This window comes from Micrococcus lylae NBRC 15355 (genome assembly GCF_001570885.1).
GTDB classification, from domain to species: domain Bacteria; phylum Actinomycetota; class Actinomycetes; order Actinomycetales; family Micrococcaceae; genus Micrococcus; species Micrococcus lylae.
Genome location: NZ_BCSN01000004.1, coordinates 23824 through 40502 on the forward strand (window position 1 = coordinate 23824; position 16679 = coordinate 40502).

Here is a 16679-nt window from a genome sequence, read left to right on the forward strand (position 1 = left end):
AGACGCGTCATACAGCGACTTCCGCATGGTGAGATGGATACCCTCACATCATGAGCAATGCCTCCTCCTTGCCTCCCCGTCCGGCCACGACCGCCCAGACGGACCTGCTGGGCCACCGTGAGCCCAGCGGCGTGGGCGTCGTGGACAAGTCCGCCGCGATCCTCGACGCCCTCGAGTCCGGCCCTGCGACCCTGGCCCAGCTCGTGACCACCACGGGGATCGCCCGCCCGACCCTCCACCGTCTCGCCGCGGCGCTGACCCACCACCGGCTGGTGGGCAAGGACCTCCACGGCCGTTATGTCCTGGGCTCGCGCCTGACGGAACTGGCCTCGGCGGCAGGTGAGGACCGGCTGACGACCGCCGCCGGCCCCGTCCTGCTCTGGCTGCGCGACGCCACGGGCGAGAGCTCCCAGGTCTTCCGCCGCCAGGCCGACGCCCGCGTCTGCGTGGCCTCCGCCGAGCGGCCCGTCGGCCTGCGCGACACCATTCCGGTCGGCACGCGCATGTCCATGAAGGCCGGCTCCGCCGCCCAGGTGCTGTTGGCCTGGGAGGACCACGAACGCCTCGTCGACGGGCTGGCCGGCGCCGTCTTCACGCCGACCGTCCTGGCCGCGGTCCGCCGTCGCGGCTGGGCACAGTCCCTGGCCGAACGCGAGCCGGGCGTCGCCTCCGTGTCCGCCCCGGTGCGCGGGCCCTCGGGCCGCGTGATCGCCGCCGTGTCCATCTCCGGGCCGCTCGAACGCCTCACCCGTCAGCCCGGCCGCGTGCACGCCGACGCGGTGGTCGCCGCGGCCACCCGGCTCACCGAGCTCATCCGCGCAGGCGAGGCCTGAGCGCCCCATAGCAGGCCAGGGCCCCCGACCGTCTCGGTCGGGGCCCCTGGTGCGTCGGTGTGCAGGCTCCGCCGGCGGCCGGCCGGCCCCGGTGCCTCGGCGCGCCGATGCGGTTCAGGCGAAGTGGTCCCACCCGGCCTCGCCCAGCAGCCGATGGCCGGCCGGCACGCGTCCCGACGACGGCACCGCACCGATCACCCGGAAGCCGGGCGGGACGCCGTGGCCGGGTCGCAGGACGGCCAGCAGACCGTAGTCCTCTCCCCCGCCGAGCACCCATTCCTCCGGGGCGATGTCCAGCAGCCGGCCGAGCCTGCGCAGCGGTGCGGCCGCCTCGGCGACCCAGGCCTCGTCAGCCCAGAGCTGCACGCCGTTGGCCGCTGCAAGCCGGTCCGCGTCCCGGCCGAGCCCGTCCGAGACGTCCATCCCGCAGGCGAGTGCGCCGGCGCCTGCGGGCCCGGCCCCCAGCGGCGGCCGGGGGCGCAGCTGGGCGCGAACGGCACGGACGAGCTCACGTGGACCGGGACGGTCCTGAGGCGCCAGTGCATGCCAGCGCTCCTCAAGCTCGGCGCGGTCGGTGAGCAGCAGGGCGAGCCCCGCCGCCGCCCAGCCCGGCGCGCTCCCGGCGTGGACCACGGCGCCGCCCTCGCTGCGGACCGCCGCGAGGTCCTGCTCCCCCATGGTCCGGCGCAGCACGCCGTGGGCTCCGGGCCGGCCGAGCACGGTGACGGCCAGTCCCGCACGGTCGGCGCCGCCGAGGTCGCCGCCGGCCACCCGGCACTCGTCCGCGCCCAGACGCAGCAGGGCGGTGGCGAGGCCGCGGGCGACGCCGGCGATCCAGGCCGCCTCGGTCCGCCGCGGTCCCGTCAGAGCCATGACGAGTGCCGTGGGCACTCCGCCCATCGCGTTGATGTCGGAGAGGTTCTGCGCCGCGGCCTTCCAGCCGACGTCGAAGCCACGGGTGCGGACGCCGGCCGGCCAGGTCGGCAGCCAGTCGTGGCCCTCGGCCATGGAGTCCGTGGAGACGAGGGTGCCGCCGGGCGACACCGGCAGCAGGGCCGCGTCGTCCCCGATGCCCACGCTGCCCTCCGGCCACGGACGGCGTTCTTCGACCACGGCCAGCTCCCGGCCGATCAGGCGCAGCACTCCGGCTTCGCCCAGACCGGCGAGCGTCCGGGCGCCGTCGTCGTGGTGCTCAGCGGCGGGCACGGGGGCCTCCCCGCCCGGCATCTGCGCCCCGGGCCCGGGCGAGGGCGGCCCGGAAGTCCGCAAGCCGGGCGATCTCCTCCTCCACCGGACGGATGACCTCGCGGCGGCCGACCTCGGTGGTGGCCTCCTCGAGGCGGCGGCGCGCCCTGCGGCCCCGTCCGCGCGCCGCGAGCCGGGCGAGCGGGATCGCCATCAGCGCCAACAGGATGCCGAGGGCGATGCCTGCGACCAGCAGGAGCGTCGGCAGCGGGAAGCCCTCCACCTGCGGTGCCTCGGGCAGGTGGAACTGCAGGTACGCGGCCAGCGCATAGACACCGAGCCAGCCGGCGCCCACCACTGCGGTGAGCAGGGCCAGCCACTGGAGCACGTTGAACACCGGCCACCACCACGAGCCCTTGCCGGCCTGGAGGTCGGTGCCGGCGATGGCCTGGTCCACGGCGTCCGGCAGCCGCTCCTGGCGGCTGCGGCCGGCCCGGCGGGTCGAGGCCTCCCACGGCTCGGGGGCGCCGGCGGAGGCATCGATGACGAGCGAACGGACTGCGGCGGCCACGGCGGCCTTCTGAGTGCCGCTGCGCTCCGGCAGGGAGGTGCGGTGCAGCGACGGATCGTGCTCCGGGGCGTCCCCGTCCCGCTGCGGCAGCGGACGGGACGGCAGCAGGTGCAGCCGACGCAGCGGGTCCGTGCGGAAACGGTGGGTCCAGCGCAGCAGGGGCCAGCCCGTGGCGCGGGTGGCGCGCAGGCGGTAGGACCCCTCGACCGCACGGACCACGGCGGGCACGCCGCCGGCCACGGCGAGGTCACGGCCGAGGCGCTCTGCCCTGCCGGAGCCGACGCCGGCAGGCTCTCCCTTGCCGGAGGCGGCGTCCAAGGCGTCCGCGTGGGCGGCGACGTCCGCGGACAGGCGTGCGGAGGCGGCGCCGCGCTCGGCGACGATGCGGGCGATCTGCGCGCCGACCTCGTCCAGGCCCTCTCCGGTGCGGGCGGAGGCGGCCATGACCCGCACATCTCCCAGCCCGTGGCCGGTGAGCATGCGACGCAGGGAGGCGATGACCTCGTCCCGGTCGCGCACCTGGATGCGATCCACCTGGTTGAGGACCACCAGGGTTACAGCGGCGTGGGAGCCCATGGTGGCCAGGAAGTCGCGGTGCAGCACGGCGTCGGCATACTTCTCCGGATCCACCACGAAGACGAGCACGTCCACGTGTCCGGCGAGACGTTCGGTGACCGTGCGGTTCTCGCGGACCACGGAGTCCACGTCCGGCAGGTCCAGCAGGATCAGGCCGGTGGCGTCGGCACCCTCGCGGCGGCCGATCCCGAACAAGCCCTGACGGCCCTGGTCCAGGTGCGGGGCGTCGTCCAGAAGGTGGCGCTGCTTCACGCCGAGCCAGTCCAGCAGCGCGGCGGCGCCGCCGCCCTCGCCCGTCTGGTCCTGGCCGCGGCCCACGCCCCAGACGGCGGCGAGCGCCTCGGAGGTGGTCGGACGGGTGGCCGCCACACGGGCCAGCTCGCGGCCGGTCAGGGCGTTGAACAGGGAAGACTTGCCGGAGCCGGTGGCCCCGAAGAAGCCCACCACCGTGTGGTCCGCAGAGAGCGAGGTCCGCACGGAGGCGGCGTCCATGGCGGCGTGGGCGTCGTCCACCACGGGGTCCGGCAGGCGGTCACGGCCGAGTTCCGCGGCCTCGCCCAGGGCGGCCAGACGGTCGTGCAGGCTCGGGGCGGTGCTGCGGCTCATGCGTGGTCCTCCTCCGGGTCCACGATGGACACGGCCTCGTCATCCAGGTCCTGGGCGTGGTGCCCGCCGGATCGGGCCGCGTCGGTGTCGGTGCCGGGCGCCCCGACGGTCGTCGGGGTTCCGGAGAGGCCGGAGCGCAGGGACGGGGCCAGGCGGCGCAGGGCGGCGGTGTCCTCGGCGGTGCGCTTCCGCTCGACCAGCGGCAGGAACTGGTCGGACAGGGCGCCGTCGAGCAGTCGTCGGACGCGCATGTCCAGCAGGTCGTTCGCTTTCTTGGCCATGCGTCGCACCGCGTCCTCGCCGAAGATCGACTCGAGCAGCTTCTGGCCGACGACGGCGGTGCCGCCTGCGATGCCGACCTCCAGGCCGACGAGGCCGCCGGTGGAGGCGAAGGAGAGGACCATGAGGGCCACCGCGGCGCCGTTGACACCGAACGCGGCCAGGCGGGCCTTGGTGCGTCGACCGGCGCCCTCCTCCTGGATGAGGGCGAGCACGTCCTGCTGCCAGGCGCGGATGACGCCGGCCGCCTCCTCCGAGAATCCGCTCGGCAGGGCGCCGAGGTTGCGGCCGGACAGGACGGCGCTGCCGGCCGGCTCGGCCTTCCAGCGGCGCTCGATGTCCTCGGCGGCGTCGGCGGCGGCCTCCACGATCACGGCGTGCAGTCCGGTCTCCAGAGCGGTCTCGACCTGCTCCGGCAGAGCCGGGCGGCCGCGGACGAACGCCGCGAGTCGGTCGCGCATGCGGCCGATGCCGGACTCCAGGCCGCGGAAGAACTCGCCGGTGCCGACGAAGTCCTGCCAGCGGGCGAGGACCTCACCGCGCAGCAGGGTGCCGTCCGACGTGGCCTCCTCGACCTTCGTGGCGGCGCGGTCGGTGGCCTCGGCCACGATGCGGGCCAGGGCGTCGGCCGCAGACTGCTGCTCGGCCTCGGCGTCCGCCAGGGCGTCGACGCGCTGGGCCAGCTGGGCCAGGACGCCGTCCACCGTGCGGCGGGCGACCGCCGAGCGGGCGGCGGCGTCCTCGGCGAGCTCCGTGAGCCACCGGCGCAGCCCTGCGACGTGCTCCTCGGGGAGCAGGCCCCGCTCGTCGAACCGGGTCTCCGGGATCACGTGGACCGGGGAGTCGGCCAGGCCGCGCTCGGAGAGCATCCGGCGCAGGTCCGGGACGACGTCCTGCTCGGCACCGTCCGGGACGCGTCCCAGGACGATGGCCACGGTGATGTCGCGCGCGGCGGCCTCACCCAGCAGCTGCCACGGCACGGCGTCCGCGTAACGGTGCGCGGTGGTGGTGAAGATCCAGAGGTCTGCGGCTTCGAGCAGCTGGCGGGACAGTGCGCGGTTGTCGTCCGAGACGGAGTCGATGTCCGGGGCGTCGACCATCGCGATGCCGGCCGGCAGCGCGGGCTCCGCCACGAGGGCCACGGTGTCCATGGCACTGCCGTCCGGCTCCACCGGGCCGGCGGAGACGGAGCGGTGCACACGGACGCGGGCGAGCTCGGGCAGCACCCGTGGACCGGAGAACCAGTGCTCGTCGTCCGGGTGGTGCAGCAGCAGGGGCTGGCGGGTGGTGGGGCGCAGCGCCGAGGAGCGGGAGAACTCGTGGCCCACGAGGGCGTTCACGAGGGTGGACTTTCCGGCGCCGGTGGAGCCGCCGACGACGGCCAGCAGAGGCGCGTCGAGCGAGTCCAGCCGAGGCAGGACGTAGTCGTCGATCTGGTGCAGCGTGCGTTCACGCAGGGCGCGCTGATCGGCCACGCCGGAGGTCTCGAGGGACAGCTCGACGGCGTCGGCGTGGGAGCGCGCGGCCCGGACGGTCTCCTGGACCGCCTCGAGCGCAGCGGCGTCGCGGTGGGAAGTGTTCGTCACCCGCCCATGATGGCACGTGGGCGGGCGCCGGCCACGCCCTGTCAGATCCCCTCCGCGCACCGCGCGTCGGTGCCCGGTCACCGACGGTGCCTCCGCGGCCTGCTCCCTATAGTGGACGGTGTGACGTTCATCGCTCTGCCTCCGCACTGGTCTCCTCCGTCGCTGTCGGGCGGCCTGCTCTCCGACGAGTCGTGGACCGGACCCTCCGTGCGGTACCTGCGCTGCGCCGACGACGCCCCCGAGGTCCTGGAGCATCGGCGCGCAGGCAGCGACTACCTGGTCCACGCCGGCACGCTGGGCGACCTCTCCCGCCCCGGACCGGGCCTCCCCCCTCGGGGGGAGACGACCGGGCTCGCGGTCGACCTCGTGACGGAGGCACCGAGCACGAAGGCGATCGTCGTCGACGTGGCGGTGGTGGAGTTCGACGACCGGGGCACGAAGTCACGGGTCACCTTCGTGCCCGCCAACGCCCCGACGGTTCACGTGCTCCGCGGAGACTGCGAGCGGTTCCGTCTGGCCCTGCGGATCCGCGGCGCCGGACGGATCCGGCTGAAGCATGTCGGGGTGGCTCCCCTCACCGACCGCTCCCGCGCCGCCTGGAACACACCGGCGGGCGTGGCGCCGTTCGTCGCCGCGCTTTTGCGCCGTGCCGCGCCGCTCGCCCAGCGCTCGCAGGCCGAGGCCTGGCGCCGCGCCGGAGGGGGCCCCACCACCTGGGGCATGTTCGATCCGACCGCAGGCGGCACCGTCCTGTGGCCCGTGGACACCGACGAGGACGGCGGCACCGCCATGCTCGCCCGTTCGCTCGAGTCCTCGGGCGAACAGTGGATCCGACGCGAGGCCCTGGCGGCCGCTTCGGACGACGTCGTCGAGGCGGCGGCCGCGCACCACGTCATCGCGACCGCCGGAGACGATGCCGCTCGCCGCCGGCTGGAGGGGTTCCTGGCCCACGGCCTGTCGGTGGTGACGGACCAGAGCGCGTGGGTGCGCCGGACCGCCCCGCAGATCCATGCGGTCCCGGTGGATCAGGACCTCGCCTACCTGAACCGCCCCCTGCGCCGCTACGAGGCGGCCGCCCGGACGGCGGCCGCCTGGGAGGCCGCGGACCGGCTGGAGTCCGGCTCCCCCACCCGACCGCGCCTGACGGTGCTGGCGCTGTACGACCGCGCGCCGACGACGGATGTCCCCGAGGCGCCGGCCTGCGCAGACCTGCTGGTCCGCACCGTGGAGGACTTCCCTCTGCCGGAGGCCCTGGACGCCTTCTGCCGCGCCGAGGGCGTCGATGTGCTCGTGCCGCTGCGCGCCGGCGACCGGCACGGACGTCGGTACCTGCACAGCAGGGTGCTGCCTTTCCTGTCCCTGGAGGTCGACCGGGTCGTCCAGCCGATCACGATGGCGGACCTCGAGCGCCGCCAAGCAGACGGAGAGCCCCTTGCCGAGATCCTGGCCGGCTGCCATGTGGGCGTCCACGACCGCGGCGACGTCTGGACGAGCGGACTCTCCCTGTCGGCGGCGCCGGCCTCCGCCTGGCTGTGGGGCGTGCCCGACGGCGGTCGCGCCTTCGCCGTGGACCCGTTCGAGCTGGACTGCCCGCCGGGAAAGCTGTTCGCAGATCCGGATCCGGCCGAGGACACCGCCCATGCCTCCGGTCCCGACCTGACCGTCGTCCTGCCGGTCTACAACAACGGACGGCACCTGCTGGAGACGGCTCTGCCCTCGCTGGCCCGTCAGGAGTGCTGGCCCCGGATGCACGTCATGCTGGTGGACGACGGCTCCACGGACGGACGCACCCCGGACGTGTGCCGCTCGCTGGCGGAACACTGTCCGCGGATCACGGTCCACCTGTTCGAGGACGGCGGGTCCGGCTCCGCGTCGCGTCCGCGCAACTGGGGCGTGGAGCAGGTCCGCACGGAGCTCGTCTCCTTCCTCGACCCGGACAACGAGATCAGCCCCGGCGGCTACGACCGGCTTCTCGACCTGTACGTCGCCCGCCGGGCAGAGGAGCGGACGCCGGACCTCGTCTCGGGCTTCCAGGTGAAGATCGGCGACGACGCCCGGGTGATGGCCCGCCACGCCTTCGGGGACCGTGAGGTGGCGGACGCGCGCCGGGAGTTCTTCCGCGGGCGCCACTTCCCCACCGTGTCGACCCAGGCGGCCGTGCTGCGCACGCAGTTCCTGCGCTCGGCCGGCATCCGCTTCGTCGAGTCGGCCTCCGGCGAGGACACGCTGTACGGCTGGGAGGTCCTCCTCGCAGCGGAGAACGCGGTCTTCACGGACCGTGCACACCTGGTCTACGTGGCGGACCGGGCCGGCTCCGTCACCAACGACGCCTCCGCACGACTGTTCCACAAGCACCTCGTGGTGGAGCACGCCCGTCTCGCCTGGCTGCAGGAGAACGACCTGCTGGAGACCTTCTGCTCCGGTCAGCTGCAGCGCTCCCTCGACACCTGGTACGCACCGCTGCTCGAGCAGGTGGCTCCCGAGGAGCGGGCCGAGGCGGAGTCCGTGCTCGCCGAGATCGTGGCCCTGTACCCGACCGGGGCGCCTGCGGCCGAGCAGGCCGCCGGCGGCGCCCCGTCCTCGTCCGACGACGGCTGAGCCGCGTCCGGCAGACGCACGAGAGCCCCGGTCCGAAGACCGGGGCTCTCGTCACGATGGTGACCCCAGCGGGATTTGAACCCGCGTTACCGCCGTGAGAGGGCGGCGTACTAGGCCGCTATACGATGGGGCCGAGCCGTTGCTCCGGGCGACGTGTGCCGTCCGCGGCAACTCCACAAATGTAGCAGGGCCCCGCCTCCGGGCAAAATCGGCGGTCGAGGCAGCGGCGCGCCGTCCCCGGCAACGGGACCGGCTGCCGGCCCCGCGAGCGCCCGGACGGACGGCCCCCGCCGGACTGACGGCACGTCCGGCGCAACGGCATCGCGGACGCACGAAAGCCCCGGTCCGAAGACCGGGGCTTTCGCGGGTTGGTGACCCCAGCGGGATTTGAACCCGCGTTACCGCCGTGAGAGGGCGGCGTACTAGGCCGCTATACGATGGGGCCGAGAGCGTTGTCCCGACTCGCGTCGGAGCAACTCGAGAAGCCTACCACAGCTTCTGCGAGCTGGGGTACCAGGACTCGAACCTAGAATGACGGTACCAGAAACCGTTGTGTTGCCAATTACACCATACCCCACTGCCGGTCAATGCTTGACTGACCGTCAGCACGTTATTCACGAACGTGTGTTCCCGGGTTCCCCCGGCAACGAGTAAGAACTCTACACGTCCTTCCCTGCGAGTGCAAAACCGGCGGCGCGTGATCTCCACCATCCGTCGCAGCGGCGCGCCCGGACGCCTCTGCCGGCCGCGCCCCTCGCGCCTGCGCGCCGCCAGCCGAGTCCTCCTCAGAGCCAGGCACGCAATGCCTCGAGCGAGCCGATCCGCCAGCAGCCCCGCTCCGGCTCCCGCACCGGCGCAGCCGTGGCACGACGGATCTCATGCCCGCTTGGGTCCACCGGCTCCGTGCCGGCGCCCTCCCCGGAGCCGTCCGCCGTGTCCGCGGCATCGCGGACAGACCAGACCGGCACGAGCCCGGCACCGCTCGCGCCGGCGACATCGTGCTTCAGGCTGTCCCCGACGAAGAGCGTCCGCGCCGGCTCGGTGCGGAGCCCTGCGCAGCCGGCCAGGAACGGGGCCGCATCCGGCTTGGGCGCACCGACCGTGTCGGACCCCACGACCACGTCGATCCACCCCAGGCCGATCGCCGCGGCCTTGCCGCGCTGGTACTCCTCGACGTTGTTGGTGACGATCCCGACGGGGCGCCCCGAGGCCCGGACCTGCTCGAGCACCGCGGCGACCTCGGGGAACAGCCTCCAGTGGGAGCGCACGAGGTGCTCGTACTCCGTCACCCAGAGCTGCGCATCCGGCACCGCCGCGGCGCCAGGCGCCCCGAGCCCCTGCAGGGCGTCGGCGGCCCGTGCCAGGCGCTGCTCCGCGAAGGTCAGCTCTCCGGCGATGTACCGCTGGTAGTGCCCGCGCACGTCTGCGGCGAAGTCGACGGCCGCGGCCCGCAGCGGCCCCTCTCCCAGGGCGTCCACGCCGGGCCACTGTCGGCAGACGGTGGCGGTGAAGGCGGCCCGCTGGGCGGTCTTCAGGTCCAGCAGGGTGTCGTCGAGGTCGAACAGGACGCCGTCCCACGCCGGAGCCCCGGAGGCGTCGGCCTCCGGGGCTCCGGACTGGGACCGGCCGTCATGGCGGTCGGTCATCGCGTCCCTCCGCTCGGCGTCGGCACCAGGCTCAGAGGCCCTGCTCGGCGGCGAATCGGTCCAGGCGGGCCAGCGCGGACGCCTTGCCGAGGATCTCCAGGGACTCGAACAGCGGCGGGGAGACCTTCTTGCCGGTCACGGCCACGCGCACCGGGCCGAAGGCCTGGCGCGGCTTCAGCTCGAGGCCGTCGATCAGCGCGGCGCGCAGGGCCTGCTCGATCGCCTCGGTGGTGAAGCCGTCCTCCGGCAGGGCGTCGAGGGCCTCGCGGGCTGCCGAGACGGCGGCGCCCAGGTCCGCCGGCATGCCCTTCATGGCACCCTCGGCGGTGGCGATGTCCGCGTCTGCGGTGAAGAGGAAGGCGAGCATGTCCACGGCCTCGCCCAGCAGCTGCACGCGCTCCTGGACGAGGGGGGCAGCCGCAGCGAGGATCTCCTTCTCGCGATCGGTCGGCTCCTGGGCCATCAGGCCTGCGGCCTGCAGGTAGGGCAGCAGGCGCCCACGGAAGTCGTCCTCGTCGAGCATGCGGATGTGGGTGCCGTTGATGGCGACGGCCTTCTTCTCGTCGAAGCGGGCCGGGTTCGCCAGCACCTTGTGCACGTCGAAGTGCTCCACGAACTGCTCGGGGGTGAAGATGTCCTCGTCGGCGGACAGCGACCATCCGAGCAGGGCGAGGTAGTTCAGCAGGCCCTCACGGATGAAGCCGTTGTCCCGGTGGTGGAACAGGTTGGCCTGCGGGTCGCGCTTGGAGAGCTTCTTGTTGCCCTGGCCCATCACATAGGGCAGGTGGCCGAACTCAGGCATGTACGCCGCCACGCCCACGGCGTAGAGGGCGCGGTACAGGGCGATCTGCCGCGGGGTCGAGGAGAGCAGGTCCTCGCCGCGCAGCACATGGGTGATGCCCATGAGGGCGTCGTCCACGGGGTTCACCAGCGTGTAGAGCGCGGACCCGTCACCGCGCACCACCACGAAGTCCGGCACGGAGCCGGCCTTGAAGGTGATCTCGCCGCGCACCATGTCCGTGAAGGTGATGTCCTCGTCCGGCATGCGCACACGCCAGACCGGGACGCGTCCCTCGGCTTCGAAGGCCGCGATCTGCTCGGCGGTCAGGTCGCGGTCGAAGCCGTCGTAGCCGAGCTTGGGGTCGCGGCCGGCGGCGCGGTGGCGTGCCTCGGTCTCCTCCGGGGTGGAGTAGGACGGGTAGATGTAGCCGCCGTCCTTGAGCTTGTCGATGACGTCCGCGTAGATGTCCTTGCGCTGGGACTGGCGGTAGGGCTCGTGCGGGCCGCCGACCTGGACGCCCTCGTCCCAGTCGATGCCGAGCCACGTCATGGCCTCGACGAGCTGCAGGAAGGACTCCTCGGAGTCGCGCTTGGCGTCGGTGTCCTCGATGCGGAACACGAGGGTGCCGCCGGTGTGACGAGCCCAGCCCCAGTTGAACAGGGCGGTGCGGATCAGCCCCACGTGCGGGGTGCCGGTCGGAGAGGGGCAGAATCGGACGCGGACGGGGGTGTCCGCATCCACCTGGGGGACGTCGGCGGACGCGGCACGGGAGGCGGGAAGGTGGTCGGTCGCGATGGCATCAGACATAGTGGTCCTCAGCCTACTCCCGACGCCCTGGAGGACCCGTGATCTCCGCCGAACCGACCGCCGCCTCCGCCGCCGAGCCCCGTCGGGTCACCGTGGTGGGCTACTACGGCGCCCGCAATCTGGGAGACGACCTCCTGCTGTCTGCGATCCATGAGGGGCTGCGGCGCGCGGACCCGCAGGTCCGTGTCCAGGTGGCCGCCGAGCATCCGCAGCACGTGGCGGCGCTGCCGGGTCTGTCCGCCCACTCGCGGCTGGACCACGCCGCGACCTTCGAGCACGTCCGCCGCTCCGACGCCCTCGTCCTGGGCGGAGGCGGGCTGTGGCACGACTACTCCTTCGAACGGGCCGGCGGGCTCCTGGGCTTCGTCACCGCGGCGAAGGTGTCCATGCCCGGCTACGGGATCCCGGCGATGCTGGCCGAGATGCTGGGCGTCCCGGTCCACGTCCTCGGGATCGGCGCCGGGCCGATCCGCAGCGAGGACGCCGCCCGGGCGGTCCGCGCGGTCGCCCGCACGGCCGAGACCCTGACCGTGCGGGACGAGGACAGCGCCCGGATCCTGGAGCCGTTCGCCGCCGACCTGCCGGAGGTCCGCCTCGCTCCGGACCTCGTGTACTCCCTCTCCCTTCCCGACGGCGGCCCCTCCTACGACGAGGCCCGCTCGCCTGCCGCGTCCGTCGCCAGGGCCAGGGAAGCGGGCCGCGCGGTCGTCGCGGTGAACCTGCGCTCCTGGGCCGACGGGGACATGGCGCGCCTGCGGACCCGGCTGGCCGCGGCCCTGGCGGCCGTCGCCACGACGAGGCCCCTCACCGTGGTGACGCTCCCCTTCCAGGCGGGGCCGGGCCGGGATGCGCAGGCGCTGGCGGAGCTCACCGCGCTGCTGCCCGAGGACGTCGAGCGCATCGACCTGGCGGAGCCGCCGCCCCTGGCCGAACTGACGGCGCTGCTGCGCGGGGTGGACGCCGTCGTGGCGATGCGCCTGCACGCCTGTCTGCTCGCGCACCGCTGCGGGACGCCGACGGTCGGCCTGGACTACGACCCGAAGGTGGGCCGGCACTTCCGGGAGGCCGACCGCGCCTCCGCCTGCCTGCCGCTGGACGCCGACGCCGCGGCCCTGGAGCACGCCCTGCGTGCGGCCCTGGACGGACCGTTGCCCGGCACGTGCGTGCAGCGCATCCGGGACCTGGAGGCGCAGTCCCGTGCCGTCGTGGACGACGTGGCGCGGCGGATCGTCGCCGCCGGCATCCGCCCCCGCCCGCGGGGTCCCGCCGTCGGGGCCGCAGCCGCCGCTGCCGCGCTCGGGACCGGAGCCGTCGGGGGGCCGGCGGCCGTGGAGCCGGCGGCGTTCTCCGGGATGGTCCTGTCCGACGAGAAGGGACGGCTGACGGCACGGGACGTGGACCGCCGGACCCGGGCACGGGCAGACCGTCTCTCGCTCGCCTTCCCCGAGTCCGAGAAGACCCTGGCGGCGGGGCGTCGGCTGGGTTTCTCCGGCGTCCTCACCGCCGCCGCGGGCGCCGCGGCGGTCCTGGAGCTCCCCGCCGTCCCGGCACACGATGGCGACGGCCCGACGGTCGAGCTGGTCTGCGGCGGGGCCGCCCTCCGCCTTCCCCTGCCGGAGGCTGCGCAGCGGCGACGGATCCTGCTGCACACCCCCGGGGGCGGTCAGAAGGTCCGCGTCAGCCTCACCCTGCACGGTCCCGCCGCGGGTGCCGCGCCGTGGGACGGTGCGGCGCAGGTGTCCCTCACGCTCAGCGGCGAGGACGTCGCGGGGCTCTGGGTCGCCCCGCAGACCGTCGTCGCCCCCGGCGGACGCCCCTGACGGCCGTCCCCGGCGAGCGGTGTGCCTCAGCGCCGGAACGGCGTGCTGAACGAGCCGATGCCCTCCACGACCACCTCGACGCGCTGGCCCTCGCGCACCAGGCCCACGCCGGACGGGGTGCCGGTGAGGATGACGTCGCCGGGCAGCAGGGTGAACGCCTCCGAGGCGGCGGCCACGAGCTCGGCCACAGAGAAGACCATGTCGTCCGTGGTGCCGTCCTGGGCGGGCTCTCCGTCCACGGCGGAGGTGATCCGCACGGGGGACTCCACGTCCAGCTCGGTCTCGATCCACGGACCCAGCGGGCAGGCACCGTCGAAGCCCTTGGCGCGGGCCCACTGCAAGTCGGTGCGCTGGGCGTCACGCGCGGTGAGGTCGTTGGCCGCCGTGTAGCCGAACACCACGTCCTTCACCCGCTCGATCGGGACCTCCTTGCAGATGGTCCCGATGACCACGGCCAGCTCGGCCTCGTAGGAGACCTCGTCAGAGAAGGACGGCAGGGTGACCGGCTCGCCCGGACCCACCACAGAGGTGTTGGGCTTGAGGAAGAACTGAGGGCTGGCGGGCACCTCGTTGCCGAGCTCGGCGGCGTGGTCCGCCCAGTTGCGGCCCACGCCGATGACCTTGGAGCGCGGGATGATCGGCGCGACGAGGCGGACGTCGGCCAGCCGGTGGGTGGTGCCGGTGGTCTGGACCCCATGGAAGAACGGGTCGCCGGCCAGAGCCGTGACGGTCAGCTCCTCCTCCGGGGCGTCGGCGGGGCCCTCCACGAGCCCGTACTGCGGTTCGGCCTGGTCCACGAAACGTGCGATGCGCATGGACCCCACCCTATGCCCCGGCCCCCGCGTCCGCGCATCCGCTCCGGCAGGCCCTTCCCGACGGCGGCCGCTCCCCCGCCTCGGCAGCCTCTCGCCCCGCGACCGGCGAGGACGGGGCGATGACAACGGCTCCGTCGCCTCGAAGGCGACGGAACCGTCGTCGTGACGCCGGCCCGGAAGGTCCGGGCCCGGACGGTTCAGACCAGGCGGTGCATCCACCCGTGGATGTCGTCGGCCGTGCCGGTCTGGATGCCGAGCAGGGTCTCACGGATCTTCAGGGTCACATCGGTGCCGCCGGGGGACTCGATGACCTCGTCCCCGTCCAGGAGGCGACCGATCGGGGTGACCACCGCGGCGGTGCCGCAGGCGAAGACCTCCGTGATCTCGCCGGAGGCGACGCCGGCGGCCCACTCGTCGACGGTGATGCGGCGTTCCTCGACCTGCAGGCCCATGTCCCGGCCGAGCTGCAGGATGGAGGAGCGGGTCACGCCCTCGAGGATGGTGCCGGTGAGCTCCGGGGTGACCAGACGGCCGTCGGCGAACACGAAGAACACGTTCATGCCGCCGAGCTCCTCGACGGAGTTCTCATGGGTGGGGTCCAGGAACAGCACCTGGTTCGCGCCGTGGGCCGCGGCCTCCTGCTGGGCGACCAGCGAGCCGGCGTAGTTGCCGCCGCACTTGGCGGCACCGGTGCCGCCGGCGGCGGCGCGGGCGTAGTCGCGGGAGACCCAGATGGTCACCGGCTTGAGCTCGCCGCCGAAGTAGTTGCCGGCCGGGGAGGCGATGACCTTGTAGGCCACCTCGTTGGCCGAGCGGACGCCGAGGAACGCCTCGGAGGCGTACATGAAGGGACGCAGGTAGAGCGCCTCGCCGTCGCCGCCGGGGACCCAGGCGGCATCGGCGGAGACGAGCTCGCGGATGGACTCGAGGAAGAGCTCCTCCGGCAGCTGCGGCAGGGCCAGGCGCGCGGCCGAGCGGTTCAGGCGGGCGGCGTTGGCCTCCGGGCGGAACGTCCAGATGGAGCCGTCGGCGTGCCGGTAGGCCTTCAGCCCCTCGAAGATCTCCTGGGCGTAGTGCAGCACCGCCGCGGCCGGAGACAGCTGGATCGGGCCGTAGGGCTCGACGCGGGCGTCGTGCCAGGAGCCGCCCTGCTCGTCGTTGGTCCAGTCGATCGAGACCATGTGGTCCGTGAAGTCCTGCCCGAAGCCCGGGGCGGCAAGGATCTGCTCGCGCTCGGCGTCGGTGCGCGGGGACGGATGCTCGATGCGGCGGAAGGTGGTCTCGGACACGGTGTGCTCACTCCTGACGTGCGGATTCGGCGGCGGCTCGGGCGGGGCACACACCCGCACCGCGCAGACGGCGGCAGGCGACAGGCCAGGCCCTTATCACGATGATATGCCCGTCGGTGGCGGTGCTCACATTCCGGACGCGCCGGGCCGGGACGGCGGCGCCGTTCCGTGTGGGAGGCGGGCGGCGAAGTCGTCAGAGGCGGGCGGCGATGTCCCGGCCGACGGCCTCGGTCGAGACCTTCTCCCCCGCGGTGCGCTCGGCAAGGTGGGCCCAGACGGCGCGGTGCACCCGCTCGGCGGCGGCACCGCGGCCCAGGTGTTCCAGGGCCATGGCGGCGGACAGGACCGCGGCGGTCGGGTCGGCGATGCCCTGGCCAGCGATGTCCGGGGCCGAGCCGTGGACCGGCTCGAACATGGACGGCGCCGTGCCGGAGACGTTGATGTTGCCGGAGGCGGCCAGGCCGATGCCCCCGCCGATCGCGGCGGCCAGGTCCGTGAGGATGTCGCCGAAGAGGTTGTCGGTGACGATCACGTCGAACCGGGCCGGGTCGGTGACCATGAGGATGGTCGCGGCGTCCACGTGCAGGTAGTCGTGCGTGACCTCCGGGAAGTCGGCGGCGACCTGCTCCACGACGCGCTTCCAGAGGTGCCCGGCGTGGACGAGCACGTTGTGCTTGTGCACGAAGGTGAGCTTCTTCCGGTCCGAGGCCTGGGCGCGGGCGAAGGCGTACCGGACCACGCGCTCGACGCCGTAGGCGGTGTTCACGGAGACCTCGGTGGCGATCTGCTGCTCCGTGCCGCCGCGCAGCTGACCGCCGTTGCCGGCGTAGGGGCCCTCGGTGCCCTCGCGGACCACGGTGAAGTCCACTTCACCGGGCGCGGAGAGCGGGCTGACCGCACCCGGGTAGAGCGTGGTGGGGCGCAGGTTCACGGCGTGGTCGAGCTCGAAGCGGAGCTTGAGCAGCACCTGGCGCTCGAGCAGGCCGGAGGGGACCTCGGTGTCGCCCGGGGCGACGCCCACGGCACCGAAGAGGATCGCGTCGTGCCGCCGCAGGGCGTCGAGGGTCTCTGCGTTCAGGGCCTCGCCGGTGGCCTTCCAGTGGTCGGCGCCGAGCGGGTACTCGGTGACTGTGGCCTCCGCCTCGCCTTCGGCGGCCAGCGCCGCCTGGAGGACGGCGAGCGCCTGGGCGGTGACCTCGGGCCCGATGCCGTCGCCGCCGATGACGGCGAGGTCGATGGAGCCCTCGGCGGGCACATGCGGGGCGGCGGGAAACTGGCTCATGGGCG

Annotated in this window: 11 protein-coding genes and 3 tRNA genes; 3 read left to right on the forward strand and 11 right to left on the reverse strand. The window is 73.8% G+C overall.

Annotated elements, in window-relative coordinates; genetic code table 11:
- The first annotated feature begins 50 nt into the window (after positions 1-50).
- A complete protein-coding gene (locus MLY01S_RS01860) occupies positions 51-833 on the forward strand; it encodes an IclR family transcriptional regulator (protein WP_245232034.1) in 783 nt (260 codons plus the stop codon).
- A gap of 114 nt (positions 834-947) precedes the next feature.
- Here MLY01S_RS01860 and MLY01S_RS01865 read toward each other — a convergent pair whose 3' ends face one another.
- Genes MLY01S_RS01865 through MLY01S_RS12305 form a run of 3 tightly spaced genes read right to left on the reverse strand, consistent with a single transcriptional unit; the run spans position 948 to position 5636 of the window.
- Entirely contained in the window at positions 948-2039 is a 1092-nt protein-coding gene (locus MLY01S_RS01865; protein ID WP_167635477.1) for a thiamine-phosphate kinase, read from the reverse strand.
- Positions 2026-3771: a GTPase gene (locus tag MLY01S_RS01870; RefSeq protein WP_067188768.1), complete on the reverse strand. Its 1746-nt coding sequence runs from the start codon at positions 3769-3771 to the stop codon at positions 2026-2028. Before MLY01S_RS01870 ends, MLY01S_RS01865 begins: the two co-directional genes overlap by 14 nt.
- Positions 3768-5636, reverse strand: coding sequence for a dynamin family protein (locus MLY01S_RS12305; protein ID WP_255217994.1), 1869 nt, complete (start codon positions 5634-5636; stop codon positions 3768-3770). The genes MLY01S_RS01870 and MLY01S_RS12305 overlap by 4 nt, the downstream gene beginning before the upstream one ends.
- A 120-nt stretch (positions 5637-5756) precedes the next feature.
- Here MLY01S_RS12305 and MLY01S_RS12310 point away from each other — a divergent pair, with 120 nt between their 5' ends.
- Positions 5757-8234 carry a glycosyltransferase family 2 protein gene (locus MLY01S_RS12310; RefSeq protein ID WP_067188771.1) on the forward strand — a complete coding sequence of 826 codons (2478 nt, stop codon included), beginning with the start codon at positions 5757-5759 and terminating at the stop codon, positions 8232-8234.
- Between the two features lie 57 nt (positions 8235-8291).
- On the opposite strand, the gene MLY01S_RS01885 is transcribed toward MLY01S_RS12310, so the two are convergent.
- The 5 genes from MLY01S_RS01885 to gltX all read right to left on the reverse strand — a co-directional run bounded on the left by MLY01S_RS01885 (position 8292) and on the right by gltX (position 11468).
- Positions 8292-8367, reverse strand: a tRNA-Glu gene (locus tag MLY01S_RS01885).
- A 236-nt stretch (positions 8368-8603) separates the two neighbouring features.
- Positions 8604-8679 (reverse strand) — tRNA-Glu (locus tag MLY01S_RS01890).
- A gap of 60 nt (positions 8680-8739) precedes the next feature.
- Positions 8740-8811 (reverse strand) — tRNA-Gln (locus MLY01S_RS01895).
- A 208-nt stretch (positions 8812-9019) separates the two neighbouring features.
- Positions 9020-9880, reverse strand: coding sequence for an HAD family hydrolase (locus tag MLY01S_RS01900; RefSeq protein ID WP_067188773.1), 861 nt, complete (start codon positions 9878-9880; stop codon positions 9020-9022).
- A gap of 31 nt (positions 9881-9911) precedes the next feature.
- Entirely contained in the window at positions 9912-11468 is a 1557-nt protein-coding gene (gene gltX, locus MLY01S_RS01905; RefSeq protein WP_067188775.1) for a glutamate--tRNA ligase, read from the reverse strand.
- Positions 11469-11506: 38 nt separating this feature from the next.
- On the opposite strand from gltX, the gene MLY01S_RS01910 reads away from it, so the two are divergent.
- Positions 11507-13288 (forward strand): polysaccharide pyruvyl transferase family protein, encoded by a 1782-nt coding sequence (locus MLY01S_RS01910; RefSeq protein WP_067188777.1) that lies wholly within the window; start codon positions 11507-11509, stop codon positions 13286-13288.
- A gap of 26 nt (positions 13289-13314) precedes the next feature.
- Here MLY01S_RS01910 and MLY01S_RS01915 read toward each other — a convergent pair whose 3' ends face one another.
- The 3 genes from MLY01S_RS01915 to MLY01S_RS01925 form a co-directional block, all read right to left on the reverse strand.
- Positions 13315-14103: a fumarylacetoacetate hydrolase family protein gene (locus MLY01S_RS01915; RefSeq protein WP_067188779.1), complete on the reverse strand. Its 789-nt coding sequence runs from the start codon at positions 14101-14103 to the stop codon at positions 13315-13317.
- Between the two features lie 197 nt (positions 14104-14300).
- Positions 14301-15392: a branched-chain amino acid aminotransferase gene (locus tag MLY01S_RS01920; protein WP_067188781.1), complete on the reverse strand. Its 1092-nt coding sequence runs from the start codon at positions 15390-15392 to the stop codon at positions 14301-14303.
- Positions 15393-15585: 193 nt separating this feature from the next.
- Positions 15586-16674: a 3-isopropylmalate dehydrogenase gene (locus MLY01S_RS01925; protein ID WP_067188783.1), complete on the reverse strand. Its 1089-nt coding sequence runs from the start codon at positions 16672-16674 to the stop codon at positions 15586-15588.
- Between the last annotated feature and the right edge of the window lie 5 nt (positions 16675-16679).

What these genes read in the sequence shown, in the direction of transcription:
- MLY01S_RS01860 (WP_245232034.1), top strand. Translation starts at nt 51, where the DNA reads ATGAGCAATGCCTCCTCCTTGCCTCCCCGTCCGGCCACGACCGCCCAG.
- MLY01S_RS01870 (WP_067188768.1), bottom strand. Translation starts at nt 3,771, where the DNA reads ATGAGCCGCAGCACCGCCCCGAGCCTGCACGACCGTCTGGCCGCCCTG.
- MLY01S_RS01900 (WP_067188773.1), bottom strand. Translation starts at nt 9,880, where the DNA reads ATGACCGACCGCCATGACGGCCGGTCCCAGTCCGGAGCCCCGGAGGCC.
- gltX (WP_067188775.1), bottom strand. Translation starts at nt 11,468, where the DNA reads ATGTCTGATGCCATCGCGACCGACCACCTTCCCGCCTCCCGTGCCGCG.
- MLY01S_RS01915 (WP_067188779.1), bottom strand. Translation starts at nt 14,103, where the DNA reads ATGCGCATCGCACGTTTCGTGGACCAGGCCGAACCGCAGTACGGGCTC.
- MLY01S_RS01925 (WP_067188783.1), bottom strand. Translation starts at nt 16,674, where the DNA reads ATGAGCCAGTTTCCCGCCGCCCCGCATGTGCCCGCCGAGGGCTCCATC.